At 60.7% G+C, this 14,522-nt stretch carries 8 protein-coding genes and 1 pseudogene; 5 read left to right on the top strand and 4 right to left on the bottom strand.

From position 1 onward, the window contains the following. Positions 1-143: 143 nt before the first annotated feature. The 3 genes and pseudogenes from ACFSOZ_RS12025 to ACFSOZ_RS12015 form a co-directional block, all read right to left on the bottom strand. Positions 144-1,268 (bottom strand): NAD(P)/FAD-dependent oxidoreductase, encoded by a 1,125-nt coding sequence (locus ACFSOZ_RS12025; protein ID WP_379097687.1) that lies wholly within the window; start codon positions 1,266-1,268, stop codon positions 144-146. An 87-nt stretch (positions 1,269-1,355) separates the two neighbouring features. Next, on the bottom strand, positions 1,356-2,897 hold the full coding sequence (locus ACFSOZ_RS12020; protein WP_379097685.1) for an amino acid ABC transporter permease/ATP-binding protein: 1,542 nt from the start codon (positions 2,895-2,897) through the stop codon (positions 1,356-1,358). Positions 2,898-2,992: 95 nt separating this feature from the next. Continuing rightward, a pseudogene (locus ACFSOZ_RS12015) lies at positions 2,993-3,833 on the bottom strand (ABC transporter substrate-binding protein). Positions 3,834-4,038: 205 nt separating this feature from the next. Between ACFSOZ_RS12015 and ACFSOZ_RS12010 the strand changes: the two are divergent. After that, a complete protein-coding gene (locus ACFSOZ_RS12010; protein WP_379097682.1) occupies positions 4,039-5,118 on the top strand; it encodes a LacI family DNA-binding transcriptional regulator in 1,080 nt (359 codons plus the stop codon). A 555-nt stretch (positions 5,119-5,673) separates the two neighbouring features. Beyond that, positions 5,674-7,710 (top strand): NERD domain-containing protein, encoded by a 2,037-nt coding sequence (locus ACFSOZ_RS12005; protein ID WP_379097679.1) that lies wholly within the window; start codon positions 5,674-5,676, stop codon positions 7,708-7,710. On the opposite strand, the gene ACFSOZ_RS12000 is transcribed toward ACFSOZ_RS12005, so the two are convergent. Continuing rightward, a protein-coding gene (locus ACFSOZ_RS12000) for an IS630 family transposase (protein WP_379018015.1) occupies positions 7,682-8,625 on the bottom strand; the annotation gives its coding sequence in 2 pieces (ribosomal slippage) (positions 7,682-8,289 and positions 8,289-8,625; 945 coding nt in all). The two genes, ACFSOZ_RS12005 and ACFSOZ_RS12000, sit on opposite strands and share 29 nt — an antisense overlap. Positions 8,626-8,736: 111 nt before the next feature. Here ACFSOZ_RS12000 and ACFSOZ_RS11995 point away from each other — a divergent pair. From ACFSOZ_RS11995 to ACFSOZ_RS11985, 3 genes are all read left to right on the top strand, one after another. Continuing rightward, on the top strand, positions 8,737-10,062 hold the full coding sequence (locus ACFSOZ_RS11995; protein WP_379097676.1) for a hypothetical protein: 1,326 nt from the start codon (positions 8,737-8,739) through the stop codon (positions 10,060-10,062). Positions 10,063-10,220: 158 nt separating this feature from the next. Continuing rightward, positions 10,221-11,003 (top strand): HamA C-terminal domain-containing protein, encoded by a 783-nt coding sequence (locus ACFSOZ_RS11990; RefSeq protein WP_379097674.1) that lies wholly within the window; start codon positions 10,221-10,223, stop codon positions 11,001-11,003. Then, positions 10,990-14,508: a DEAD/DEAH box helicase gene (locus tag ACFSOZ_RS11985; RefSeq protein ID WP_379097671.1), complete on the top strand. Its 3,519-nt coding sequence runs from the start codon at positions 10,990-10,992 to the stop codon at positions 14,506-14,508. The genes ACFSOZ_RS11990 and ACFSOZ_RS11985 overlap by 14 nt, the downstream gene beginning before the upstream one ends. Positions 14,509-14,522 lie beyond the last annotated feature (14 nt).

The raw sequence follows: 14,522 nt of genomic DNA, 5'->3' as shown, positions 1-14,522 counted from the left end.
CCCTTATGCCCCAATCGCGCTAATATGGCAAGCCGGCCGCCAGTTTTCAAAGGCCAACCCGGAGAAACCATCGTTTTGATGGCCATTTCGAGAAATGGCGCGGGCATCCATGTCGATCAGGCCACACGAAATGGTTCCGAAGCCTAAGCAAAGCGGCTTGGGCGGAACTTCGCAAGCAGCGGGTGTTCAACGCCGGTGGCGATCTCGCCGGCAAGCAGCTCGCCGGCAATCAGGCCAAGCGTCGCGCCGCTATGGCTGAAGGCGACGTAGTATCCCCTGATGTCCTTCAACAGGCCGAATACAGGCTCGCCGTCGCCGGGAATCGGCTTGGGGCCGACACCATAATTCTCCAACTCCAGCTTTGGATGCCCCTCAAGGACCGTCGCGGCTTCCTTCAGAAGCCCCTCAATCGTCGAATCCTTCACGCCATAGGTGCCGTCAGCATTGATGATCACCTCTTCTTCCGACCAGGCGGAATCGAGCGCGAGGGCTCCGTCCGGCGTCGGGCGGATGGCGACGCGCGGCGTGTTGAGCACGGCCCGAAGAGCCAAGTCGGCCGGCTTAGTCCTAACCAGCAGGGCGATCGGTGTCCCATCTGCGATATGCTGGCCTGAGGCCGCAACCATTCGCGGCACATCACCGCCGGTCGCCAGGAGGACTGCATCCGCAGGAAAGTTGATGCCGCTTGTCGTGGTGGCGCCAGTGGCACGACCGTCGACAACCGTGACCGTGGCCCTGCCGGCATCAGTGACCAGTCGCCCACCGCGCTCCACGAATTCCGCACTCAATACATCGATCAGCGACGGCAGGTCGACCCAGCCTTCGCCCGGGTTGAAAATGGCGCCCTGTGGCGTGACGGCGCTTGCGGCAACGCCTGGCGTGACCGCCGCTATGGCAACTGCGGACAGGTGCTGTGCGTCATAGCCGAGGTCCTTTTCATGGGCGAAGACATCCGCGATCTGGTTCGAGGCGTCGTCTGCATCCCATGTCAGGCCGCCGTCGAAACGCAGCCAGGCAGCATCCGGAGTTCTCGCCGACAACGTTCGGTAGCGATCGATACCGATCATGCGCAAGCGATGATACTCAGCCGACCGCTTGCGCGCTGAATTGAGCCAGGCGAGCGAGCGGCCGGACGCCCCCTTGGCGAGCGGTCCATCATTGACGAGGATCGTTTCGATGCCAAGCCGCACGAGGTGAACAGCTGTGGAGACACCGAAAATGCCGCCCCCGACAACGACGACCTTTGAGACCGGATGTGATGTAGCCATGGGATGTTCTTTCAATGTGCAGTGGATAGTTTGAGCGGCCGGGGCGAAGGCGTTTCCACGCGTCTCTCGGCCAAGCGATGATGCGGGCTAGAGCACTTCGGCAAGGAAGTGCTTCAAGCGCGCACTTTTCGGAGTGTCGAAGATCGCAGCGGGCGTACCGGCCTCGATGACACGGCCCTCATCCATGAAGATGACCTGATCGGCGACCTTGCGGGCAAAACCCATTTCATGGGTCACCACGACCATTGTCATGCCGCGCCGGCCGAGGTCCGCCATCAGGTTGAGAACGCCTTTCACCAGTTCTGGATCGAGAGCGCTCGTCACCTCGTCGAACAGAATGACTTCCGGGTCCATCGCCAGTGCCCGGGCGATTGCCACCCGCTGCTGCTGACCACCGGAAAGACTGCCGGGACGATGGTGTTTGCGTGCGGCAAGGCCAACATCGGCGAGGCGCGCCTCGGCGAGGCGCTCGGCCTCCTGCACCGGAATGCCCTTGACCTTGGTCAGCGACAGCATGACGTTTTCCAGGGCTGTGTGGTCGGGAAACAGATTGAACTGCTGGAACACCATGCCGACACGCCGGCGCAGTTTTTCGGGCTTCATCGCCAGGATGCTCTCGCCGTCGAGCAGCACGTCACCGCCCTTGGGCTCGACCAGGCGGTTAAGGCAGCGCAGCAGGGTCGACTTGCCCGACCCTGACGGACCAATGACGCAGGTGACGGTGCCGGGTTTGACTATCAGGCTGACGCCGTTCAGGACATCGAGGTCGCCATAGGCCATGTCGAGATTGCTGACGGCGAGACTACCGCCTTTGAACCGTGGAAGCGCCGAGCGGACTTCAGGGCTGGTCTCCGAAGGTGCGTCGCCGATGGCGCTTTCCAGTTCGCTAACCTCAGCAAGACCGCTGGTGACGAGGCCGCCCTTTTGCTTTCCGACCCGCAGCGAATTGTCGATGTAGTTGACCATATGGGTCAACGGCACGGTGATGACGAGATAGAACACGCCAGCCAGCAGCAATGGCGACAGGTTTCCGGTGACCACCGCCTGGTCCTGACCGACACGGAAAATCTCGCGCTCCGACGCGAGCAGACCGAGGAAGTAGACGAGGCTCGAATCCTTGACGTTGCCTATGAACTGGTTGACCAGCGCCGGCAGGACGCGGCGGATGCCCTGCGGGATCACGATCAGGCGCATGCCCTGCCCGTAGCTCATGCTGAGCGCCCTGCAGGCTTCCATCTGCCCGCGTTCGACGCTCTGGATGCCCGAGCGGAAGATTTCGCCGATATAGGCGCCGGCGATCAGGCTGAGGGCCAGAATGCCGAGCGGATAGGGCGAAGGCCCGAAGATTTCACGGCCGATGCGGGCAAAGCCCTGGCCGATCAGAAGAATCGTGACGATCGCCGGAAGGCCACGGAAAATGTCCGTGTAGACCCGGGCCGGAAGGCGCAGCCAGCGCGATTGCGAGATGCCCATGACTGCCAGGATCATGCCGAGAACGACACCCAGCACCGTGGACGCGGCGGCGAGGATCAAGGTGTTCTTCAATCCGATGGTGATCATGCTCGGCAGCACGTCCGCCATGGCTTGCCAGTCAAGGAAACTGCGCCGCAAGTTTTCAAGCCAGTTCATTCGGCCCCCTTTCGGTTGCGCTGTCCGCATCGCCGACATCAGACGCGGCCGCCCGTGGTCCGGCCGCCGGCGTAAAAGCCAGCGGCCGGGTGCGGTTACTTCTTGGGGAGGTATTGATCAGGCATCGGCGAGCCGGGGAACCACTTCTCATAGAGCGTTTTCCAAGTGCCGTCCTGCATGGTCGCATGAAGGGCGGTGTTCAATGCATCGCGGAACTTGTCGTTGCCCTTGCGCAACACGAAGCCGGCGGGGGCATCGAAGGAAGGAATATTGATCGCAATCACCAGCCCCGGATACTGCCCGCCATATTGCTTGGCAGCCTCGTAATCGAGGAAATGCGCGTCGACGGTTCCGTTGTTGAGCGCGGAAACGGCGGAGTTGTTGTCGGGGAATTTGACGAGATCCGTTCCGACAAAGTTCTTCGTCGCGTAGATTTCCTGGAGCGTTCCCTGCACGACACCGAGGCGCTTGCCCTTGAGCCCCTCCGCCGACGTGATCGCCTTGTCGGACGTAAGCACAGAGAGATAGCCTGCGAGATACCCGTCAGAAAAGTCGACGGTCTTCTTGCGTGCTTCCGTCGTGCCTATTGCCGCGACCGCGACATCGAAGCGCTCGTTGGCAACCGAAGGCATCAGCGCCGAGAATTCCTGACCGGAAGATCACCTGGTCCGGCTTGAATCCAAGGCGGCTGGCGACGTTGCGGAACAATTCGATGTCGAACCCGGTGAATGTGCCATCCGCTTGGGTGAAAGCGTAGGGCTTGGCATCACCCATGGTACCAACGCTGATGACTTTCGCATCAATAAGACCATAGGGATTGTCATCCGCGGCGGCTGATCCAGAAACCAAACCCGCGCCGATGCACACAGCCATAAGAACCATTGCGCCGGCCCGGACCGGTGACATCAACGACTTGAGAATTCCTATCCTGCTCATGTCTTCTCTCCACTCTGAAGGTCTGTTCTTCTTGGTATTTGCGTCGAGCCGGCAATCCCGCGCTTGCCGCCGCGACTGCGGCATGCGCCTCTTGGCTCGCAATTTTTTTAAAGAGACCGGTCTCTTGTTGATTGAGACCGGTCTCTTTGATAATCGTTATCGTCAGATTGACCTTCCGTCAACAACTCTTGTAGTCGTTCATCCGATGAAAAGAACCGCGCCCAAGACCCCGTCGATAACGGTCAGCGACGTCGCCCGCGCGGCCAATGTGTCGAAAGCCACGGCCGCGCGCGTGCTCGGCGGATACGGTGTCGTCAGCGACACGGTCCGCGCGAATGTCATGGCCGCCGCCAAGGCCCTCGACTACCGTCCGAACGAACTGGCCCGAAGCATGACGACCGGCAGGTCCGGCATCATCGGCGTGGTGGTCGGAGACATCGAGAACCCATTCTTCAGCCTCGCGGTGCGTGGCATCAGCGACGCGGCAAGGGCGGCTGGCTTCAACGTCATCCTGGCCAACTCCGGCGAGAGGATCGAGGCGGAAAAGACAGCTGTGCGGCTGTTGATCGGCAAGCGCGTCGACGGACTGATCGTCACGCCGTCGGAATCGCGTGACATCGCACACCTGCGCGACATCCATCGTTCAGGCCGGCCGCTCGCCCTGCTTGACCGCGCGCTGCCTGATCTCGATGTCGACACGGTTACGGTTGACGACCGAGACATCGCCATACGGGCGACCCGTATCCTTGTCGACGCCGGCCACAGCAAAATCGCCTATGTGACCGCGGTTGACGCCGAAGGCCATGAGTATCGCGACCTCGGGCAGATCTACACCTCATCGGTCCGGGAGCGCATCGACGGCTTTCTCAAGGTGTGCCGGGACGCCGGAGTTGATCGACCGGAACGTCATATCCGCCTTGGCGCGACAAGCCCCGACGAGACGCGGAAGCTCGCCGACAAACTGTTGTCCGGGCCAGATCGACCGACTGCAATCCTTGCCTCCGACAGCGTCATAGCCCTGGAGATCTTCAGGGTCATCCGTCAGCGCGGGCTACGCATTCCAGAAGACGTTTCGCTCATCACCTTCCATGACGCGGACTGGACGAGCGTCACGACGCCGCCCATCACCGTCGTCGACCAGCCCGTCTATGCGCTGGGCAAAAGCGTCGCGGAACTGCTCATTCGCCGCTTGAAGGGCGAAACACGGCCGGCCGAAAGGCTCGTTCTGCCGACCGGGATCATCGAACGCGGATCTGTTGGTCCGCCTGCTGACCATGAGCCGTAAACTCTCGAAGCCGAACGGTCTGAATTGACCCAAAGCGTAGCATGGAAGCCTATGCCTGAGCATCGGAGGTTTGTTTTCTGCGCCCGCATCCTTCAGACCGAAGTACCAATCCTTGGCCCTCGCCTGACGCGCCAATTTTTTGCCTTTGAGGACCGTCAAACAGTGCCAGACCGGACTGTCGTTGCGCCGATAGGGTGTACTTCCCTTCCAGATTCGCGTGATTTTCCGCTACAGCCAGACACGCCCTGCGGACGTGCAAGTTCGCGAAAGAGATGTGTAAGGGTAGTTTCGGCTTCCTAATCAAGAAGCGCTATTTCTAAGCGCCTGATTTCCCTAAGGAAATGGCACGGGCAGCAGGGCTCGAACCTACGACCTGCGGTTTTGGAGACCGAATAGCCTTTATCCATCTCATTGTTTACAAACGGATTATAGCCGATTTCACAATTGATGTGCAAGGATTTGTGTAACGGAAACGAGCCTTGCGGCATTAATGATAGCACGATTGGAACATAGATCTCTGATGAGGGTCGCCCCTATCTCGTGCATAATGAAGCAATGACCTCTATCGAAATTTTCATAGGCACCCCTATTGAGCACGCATCGGAGCGGGCCACCCTGGCTCGTGCGGTTGAGACCCTATCAGCATGTGGAATCCCAGCGGCTATCCTTGCCAACGTCAATTTCGGCGGCCGGCAAATTGATCTCATTATTGGTTTAGACCGGCGCGCTCTCGTTATTGAATCCAAGGGTTTTAGTTCCGCCGTGCGCGGCGGGGAAAACGGCACGTGGCAAGTGCAACTGGCGTCCGGCCAGTGGAAAGAAATTCCCAACCTCTACGCCCAAACCCTTGGCGAGAAAAATGCGCTCCGCGACGCGATGACGGCATTTGCGGGGAGATCTGTACCCTACCCCGACGCTGCCTTGGTCTTCGTTCCAGCTATCCCTGCCGGTTCGGCAGTTCCCAGCGGTGATTTCAAAATTGCGGTTGGCGGCCTTGATGCGCTGCCCGAGCTCATCACCTCGGCAGCGAACCGTGGCTGGTCGCTGGATCAGTGGCGTGCCTTTGCGGCCCATCACCGATTGATTGCTGTGGCTACACTCGACGCAGCCTTAAGCCCGGAACTGCTCCACGCGGAACGGCTGCTCTTGGCATATGGGGACGCATTCACGCGCACCTACGGCCCGGCCGCGTCTGAGATGGTCCCGGTCCGGTGCGTTCATGATGACGAAGCGGCCTCGTCGGACGCTATTGTCGAACGGGTTGTAGCGGACGGCAACGTCCTGCTGGCAGGCGATTCCGGTTGCGGCAAAAGCCTTCTCTCGTACAAGGCCGCTCTCTTCGCGCTCGGCCATGGTTACATACCGATCGTCATTCCGGCGAAGGATTTCGAAGGGAACTTGCGCGATGTAGCAAATCGTGAAGCAACGCTGCTCGACGCACAATCAGCGGCTGCCTTGGTCTCCGCTGTTCGGCTCTTAGATCGGCGTCTCGTTCTTGTTGTCGATGGCTACAACGAGTGCACTCCATCGGAGCGGCAGCGCCTAACCCGAAGCATTGCAGCGGCCGTTCGGCGCTATGACGCAATCGCGGTCGTATCGAGCAGGATTGCGCTTGAGCGCGGGGATCTCTTGCCTGCTACCACCTACACGGTGCAAGCACCGGATGTCGAAACGAAGCAGGCAATCGCCCGGAATGCCTCGGGCGGCGCATGGTCGGAAGGGTTTTCTGGCCTTCTTGAAATGGTGGGAAGCGGTCTCGAAGCCAGGATGGTCGGGCAGCTTGGACGAAGCCTCCTTGCCGGAACCACCAAATATGGTCTGTTCGATGCTTATGTGCGCGAGCGGCTTGGCTCGGCTGCTTCGGATGGTATCCGCGCCTTGTCTCGCATTGCAGGAGCAATGACCGACCGGGTTAGCTTCGGCCTGTCCGTTCGGGAGCTAGACCGCTTGTTGGATCGTGAAGGCGTTGCGGGCGGCCTGTTGCAGACGCTTCAGGCGGCGAACCTTCTGGACAGGCGCGGCGACCGGGTAAGCTTCAGCCACGAAATGTTCCTGAACGTGTTTGCCGCCGAGGCGATTTTACGCCGCGCGGGCGATGATCCTGAAGAGGTTGGCATGGCTTTGCAGCACCCACGGTATCTTGAGATGAGGCCGTTCGTGCTGGGCGCAATTGACGATGACCGCTTTCGCAGGCGGGTGCTGTCAGACGTTACCGATGCTGGGATAATAGACGCTTGCCTCACTGGGCAATTCGGCAGGGACGCCGAGCGCTGGGCGAACACGCGCTGCGATGAGGTGCTTGCGCGGCTCGGACAAGAAATCGAGACGGTGCGGTTCGAAGTGTCGAAAGAATTTGCCTGGAGTGTGCAGCCAAGGCCGGAGACATTGCAGGAATGGACGACGCACGACCGGGCGGTGCTTACCGCCATCGCAGGGGAACTTGTATCTGGGCGACGCCTTGATCAGGTGCTGGACCTGATTGCAAAGATGGATGCGCGGCTGGCCGAGGAACACAGCAGGCTGCTTGATGAGGCTAGGAAACACAAGCTAGAGCACGTCCGGGTTAATCTGGGTCATAACCTGCGGCCTTGAAGTAGTTCTGGCATTCGGCTGGGGTGAAGAGGTCGACGAGCGATCCGACGGCGGTCCACAGGGCTGTGATTGTCCTCTCGGCTTTGGCCCGCATAAGAGCCTTGAGTTTTGAGAAGGCGTTTTCGATCGGATTGAAGTCGGGGCTGTAGGGCGGCAGGAACATGAGCCTCGCGCCGGTCGTCTCGATTGCATCGCGAACGCCGGCGGCCTTGTGGGCGGGAAGGTTGTCCATCACGACGATGTCGCCCTCCGACAGGGTCGGGACCAGCACCTGCTCGACATAGGCCAGGAATACGTTGCCGTTCATGGCGCCGTCATAGACGAACGGGGCGGTCATGCCCGTCAGCCGCAGTGCGCCGGTGAAGGTGGTGGTTTTCCAATGGCCGTGCGGCACGCCCGCCCGGCAACGCTCACCGCATGGCGCACGGCCCCGCAGCCGGGCCATCTTGGTCGATAGTCCAGTTTCATCGATGAACACCAGCTTTGCCGGATCGAGGTCGAGTTGGCCGTCGAACCACGCACGACGGCGCTTCAGGATGTCGGGACGATCCTGCTCCAGTGCATGTGCGGACTTTTTTTGAACGTCCAGCCGTGCCGGCCAAGCCAGGCGCTTAAGGCGCTGCGACTGATCCGAGCCGATCGCTCGACCGCCAGCCGCTCTACCATCTCGTTCAGCGTGATGTCCTTGCGCTCATCGATCAACCCCACGATGAAGGCTTTATGCGCATCGAGGCTGGACGCGCGTCGACGGCCTTGCGGCCGCGGCGTCCGCTCGCCGATCTTCGCCCGTGCGATCCACCGGATTGCACTCGATATGCCGACGCCGAACCGCGCCGCCGCCTGCCGGGCAGACATGCCCGCGTCCGAAGCCTTCAAGACCCGCGATCGAAGATCGTCGCTCAGTGCTCTTCCCATCATCCACCTCATCAAAGTGGATGTTGAATCACCCGCGAAGCCCGACGTCACATCACAATCGATTCATTGATCGCGGGACGTGCTCTAGCCCTGCGAAGTGGCCTCTATGCAATGAGTTACACGGGGTTTGCAGGGCGCGATATCGGCATTGCGCATATTTGCGGGCCCGTCCATAGCGGGCAACTCTATGACGGGCCGAAAGTCGCGGCTGAGGCAAATCTCTTCGAGCGGTTGCGTTCGGAAACCCTAAGCCCCGGCCAAGTCGGTTTGCTTATCGAGCTGGACAAATATTCCGAGCGAGACGCTTCTTCAGTCGGCACCCTTTTGCCAGCCATCCTGAGCCGACTCTGGGCAAAGGCAGCAGGCCATTTGCGGATGGCACTTATGCATGCAGCCAGCATGAGCGCGCATGCTCTCACCGATGACGAACGTCAGGCCCTGATTGACGTCATCCACGATCTGCTACCCACGAACAACGGGTTCGATTCAACGGGCATGATCGATGCGCTGAAATTTCTCGGCGCGTTGGATAATGACCAGGAAGAGCATGTCGCAAGTGTTAAGCGCGAAATCGAGGTAGTGCTGGCCAACCGCGATGATCCGTTGATGACCGGTGTCGCGGCGGCTCTCTGGAGCTGCCAGTTCGACCATCCCTATGATGGCGCTTATTGCGAAGTGTGGAGTGCTTTGCCAAGTGATGACCGCAATGCGTTGTTGTTGTTGGCAGCGCAAGATGTCGACCGTCAGTCGATGTTCTCGGCACCATTGCTTGCGGAAGTGGCATCGTGTGGGGACCCGGCTGCCGGTCCCGCCATCGCACCATGGACGGCCCTGCCACCGAAAAAGGAAGTAATGATGCAGGACGCCGTTCGTACCTTCGAAATGGCACATGCGGCGCTTGCACGGTTGCATTGCCCCTTGCCCGATCGCTCGGCGGAAACAGCGTCGCTGGCAGACTGCGCATTTTTGGCCTGCGGCGCGATCATCTATTGGCTGAACCGCGATGATCTTCCGAGGGCCGAGCGCAAACTTAAATGCGCTGGGCCACTTGCAACATTGTCACGGCATGAAGACGGAGTGGCCGCGGCCGTAATCGGCGAGTTTTCCGGTCCCGGCCATCTGTTTGAGGAAAGTGCCCAACGGCTTCCGGGTTCAGAGCCGGTGGTCACATCATGGGCACAGGATTTCCTCAATGAAATCGCCGCGATTTACCGTGCTGCTTTGGAGCAACCTACACGTCAGGCGGGATATTTCGAGTTCTTTCGGACCGACGATGTGATGCAGAAGGCGCTAGCGAACCTCGGGCAATTTGGTGATGCCGACGATATCCCACGGCTTCGAGCATGGTCAATTCACCCCAGCTACGGGCATGTGGCGGTACGGGCGATTAAGAGAATTGAAGAGGGCGATCATCAGACGCTGGGAGCTGCTTCTTAAAAATACTCCAACTTTCTGAATATTATATTGCCAAGCGCTTACAGCGTGCTTGAATATCAAGTTGGCGTCGTGCAACCTCACATTTGTTCTTCAGGGTGACGTATACCACCACTAGCAGCAATGTGTCATCGCCCGAAGAGGCAAGTATTGGGGGGAAAGTGGGGCTATACGAAAAGTGGTTTGAAGCCACCAGAGAAAAAGATAAGCGCAAGCGCTATTGGACCTATGTCGAGAAAGAAGACGGTCGCGACGAAATTCGCGATGACCTCGCCGAGACCATTCGATCGCACTATGACCGCCTGGAACGCATCGCCGAAGATGTGAAGCGGCTTGGTTACACGTTTGCCGCCAAGATCCTCAGCGAGGCAATGCCGCAGACGCCCAGAGGCCGCTCCGGCGATCTCGGCGAGATTCTCGCGACTGAGCTGGTCGAAGAAGAGATCGGCCTTCGCGTCCCTGTGCGCCGGCTCCGCTACAAGGACGGCCGCAATATGGCTATGCGCGGCGACGACTTCATCGGTGCCGGATACGGTGGGCCTGACGAAAAGCTTTGGCTCCTGAAAGGCGAAGCCAAGAGCAACAAGGTGCTCGGCAAGGGCACGGTGACAAGCGCCCGCAAAGTGCTCAACCGCGACAATGGCCGCTGCACTCCCGATTCTTTGCTGTTCGTCGCTAATCGCTTGTTGGACAGCAACGATCCCGACGACAACGCTCTGGGCCGCAGTCTCCGTGACGAGGTGGGCCTGAAGTCGCTTCGCGCCGATCGCATCGACCACATGCTCTTCACGGTGTCGGGCAACGGCCCTCACGCATCGCTGAAGGCGGATCTCGACGGCACAGGGACCAATCGGGACCACTACGTCGTGAACATCCACGTCGAAGACCACCAGGACTTCATCGCCGCCATGTACAAGGAGGCTGAAGATCTTGGAGACGATTGACGAACTGGCTGCCTTCCTGACGACAGCTACTGTTGACGGTATCCTTGGGCGCCTGCTCTATCGCGGTGCCGCTTGGTCTCTCATGCGCGAGGAAGGCGTGTTGTCGCCGAATGCACCACAGCTCGGCCTGACGATCGAAACGGACCTTGCCGAACACGGCTTCGCGCTGCTTCGCGGCGCGATGGCGCTCCGCGCCCAAGCAGGCTCGTCGGATCTAACCAGCAAAGCCTTTGAGCGCGCCGCCAATGCCTTCGAGGCTCTCGTGCGCAATGGCGATCCGGATTCGCCCCACCGCGGTTTCCGGCGCACCATCGCCGCAGCAGCCTACCACCTGGCCGGTTTCTCCGCCGTCGCCTATTCGCTCTTCAACGAAATGGTGGACGACCTCAACGCTTCACCGGGCGAAACAGCGATCCGACACCTTATCCTGCGCGATCTTAGCCAACTGCGCAGATTCGTTCGCGAGTGGTTGGACGACGAAGCGCACGGCGACGAGCAGCTCGCCGAAGCGCTAACTGAAGAAGACCCCGACGACGAAGACCCCGACATGGACGACGTGCTGTCGACCATCCTCAACACAACGATCTGCAGGGCTTTGGCGCACTTTGACTTTGCGCTGGAGACGGGCGAGCCCGAGCCAATCGAAACCGCACGGGAATTGTTGGGCACTGCGGTCAACCTGGCGGACAACGCGGAGAATGTGCCGCTTTGGTGGATCTCGAACCTATGCCGTCATCTTATCGACGACCTCTGGCAGCACTCGCTGCACCAGAACCTGCCTACTGAGCCGCCCGAGGGGGCGGAAGAAAAATACCCGGACCTGCGTCGGCTGTTTATCGCGTCACTCTACGCCAGCAAGACGTCCGAGGTGGAGCTATGGCCATCGCAACGCGAAGCAGCCCAGCGTTCCACGGACGTCACTGACGATCTTGTCGTCGCCCTGCCGACCAGCGCCGGCAAGACGCGGGTGGCGGAGATCGCTGCGCTGATGACGTTGTCGCTGGCGCGCCGAGTGCTGATCGTCACGCCATTGCGTGCCTTGTCCGCCCAGACGGAGCGTTCCTTCAGAAAGACCTTCGCGCCGCTCGGATTCAGCGTCTCCTCGCTGTACGGCGCAAGCGGCCTGTCGGCCGGCGATGAAGACGCCTTACGCTCTCGCGAGATCATCATCGCGACGCCAGAGAAGCTCGACTTCGCCCTGCGAAGCGACCCGTCCCTGATCGATGATGTCGGTTTGATCGTGCTCGACGAAGGCCACATGATCGGCCCGAGCGAGCGTGAAATCCGCTATGAGACGCTTGTGCAGCGCCTGCTCCGGCGCGCCGATGCGGCGGACCGCCGGATCGTCTGTCTCTCTGCCATCCTGCCCAGCGGCGATGAACTCGATGACCTCACCGCATGGATGCGCTCCGATGAGCCGGGCGAGCCGGTGCGTTCCAACTGGCGCCCCACGAGGCAGCGGTTCGGCGCGCTCACCTGGCGGGGCAAGCACGCGCTGCTCCGGCTCGACCTCGACGATGATGGTCCGTTCCTCGACAAATTCGTTATACAGAAACCGGCACGGGGGAAAGAGAAGAAGCCCTATCCGCGTAAGAACTCGCATCTTGCCTTGTTCGCGGCATGGGAGTTTGCAAGCCAGGGCAAGCGGACCCTGATCTTCTCAACCCAAGCGAATTGGGTCGAGAGCTACGGCAAGCAGGTCGTGGACCTCTGTAGGCGCGGCTATCTTGACTCGCTGCTGGAGAACGAGGCGTCGATCGCTCGGGCCTTGGAGGTCGGCAAGGAGTGGCTGGGCGAAGACCATCCCGCCGTTGCCTGCTTGAAGCAGGGCGTCGCCATCCACCATGGCCGGTTGCCGAGCCCGTTCTTGCGCGAGCTGGAAGCCCTCTTGTCCGAGGGGGTCCTGAAGGTCATCGTCGCGTCTCCGACGCTCTCACAGGGCCTCAATCTCAACGCCGCCGTGCTTTTGGTGCCCGCGCTGTATCGGGCGGGCGAGAAAATCAAAGGCGAGGAGTTCGCGAACGTCGCCGGCCGCGCTGGGCGCGCCTTCGTGGATGTCGAAGGTCTTATCGTCCACGTCATGTTCGACAACATCGACTGGCGAAAGAAGGAATGGAGGAAACTCGTCGCTTCCGCCAAGGCCCGCACGCTTAAAAGCGGCCTCATCCAGATCGTCGCCGAGATCCTTGAGCGCCTGTCGCGCGAGGGTGTCCTGGATCGCGATGATGCGTGGGAATACCTAGCCAATGCCCGCGAAGCCTGGCGATCACCCAAGGAGGAAGCCGCAGTCGCAGAGCGGCTGGCCGCCGGCGTGGTATATGACGCAGATGACGACAACGAGGAAGGTGGCGGCGATGACGAGGAAGAAACCATCGACGAAGAGCCGCTCTCGCAAATCGTCGAACGCCTCGATGCGACGGTGTTCGGCCTGATCGAAGCACTCGACGCGGATCGCGCCGACCTGCCGAAGCTCTTGGACGAGGCGCTCAAAGGATCGCTCTGGGCGCGCCAGATCGCGCGGGAAGACGAGGACGTCGCCCCATTGCACAAGAAGGTATTCGAGGCGCGCGCCGATCTCATTTGGAGGACAACCACGGCGCAGGCGCGGCGCGGACATTTCGCCATGGGCGTCGGGCTTGAGGCTGGCCTCGCGATCGACACCATGGCCGACGATTTGGCCGCACTCCTAGACCGGGCTGATCAGGCGGCACTGAGTGGCAACATTGATGAACTTGCCGATGCGCTCAGTGGTCTCGGCGAGCGTCTGCTGTTCATGCGACCCTTCATCTCTGACAAAGCCAATGCGCTCCCGGCAAACTGGAAAGCCATCTTGCGTAGCTGGGTATCCGGCGAGGAGGTTTCCAAGATCGGACCCCAGAACATGCGGGCCGTCGAGGAGGCTTTTACCTATCGTTTGGTCTGGGCGCTGGAAGCTGTCCGAACGCGGCGCATGTCCCTCGGCTGGTCGCCGGAGACAGTGGCAGGCGGCGCCGCAGCGGCGGTCGAAACCGGCGTCCCGCAATTCATGATGGCGATGCTCATCCGCGCGGGCCTGCCCTCCCGACGCGCTGCGATGGCGGCTATCGAGGACGCCAAGCCGGTGTTCGTTACGCCGGCCGAGATGCGGGCTTGGCTAGAATCCGACGAGGTTACCGCCTACACCGACGCTGGCAACTGGCCAACGCCTGAGACTGCCGCGCTGTGGGCTCGCTTCCGCACCGAGGCCCTTAGCGGTGGCATCCAGAAATGGTCGGTCGAACACTACAAACGCCTGCTCGACATCGAGGCCGCCCCGCCTGCCGGTCTCTATCGGATCATCACAGATGAAGGCGATGGACGGACGTGGCTTGCAACGCCCGACTACCAGCGGGTCGCGGCGTTCAAGAAGCCGGCCGTCGATCCCAAACCCAGCCTCTTTTCAGGCCGCTTGCCGGGTAACACCAGGCTGGTGGAAGCCTTGCGCGTCGGCCGTGGGAAATTACGTTGGCCGCAGGCCGATGCGTAGCGGAGAGCGGTAGC

It is taken from the genome of Mesorhizobium newzealandense (genome assembly GCF_042682145.1).
In the GTDB taxonomy this organism is placed as follows: Bacteria; Pseudomonadota; Alphaproteobacteria; order Rhizobiales; family Rhizobiaceae; genus Mesorhizobium; species Mesorhizobium newzealandense.
The sequence above is the reverse complement of the archived record's forward strand: the minus strand, read 5'-3'. Positions and strand labels throughout refer to the sequence as shown.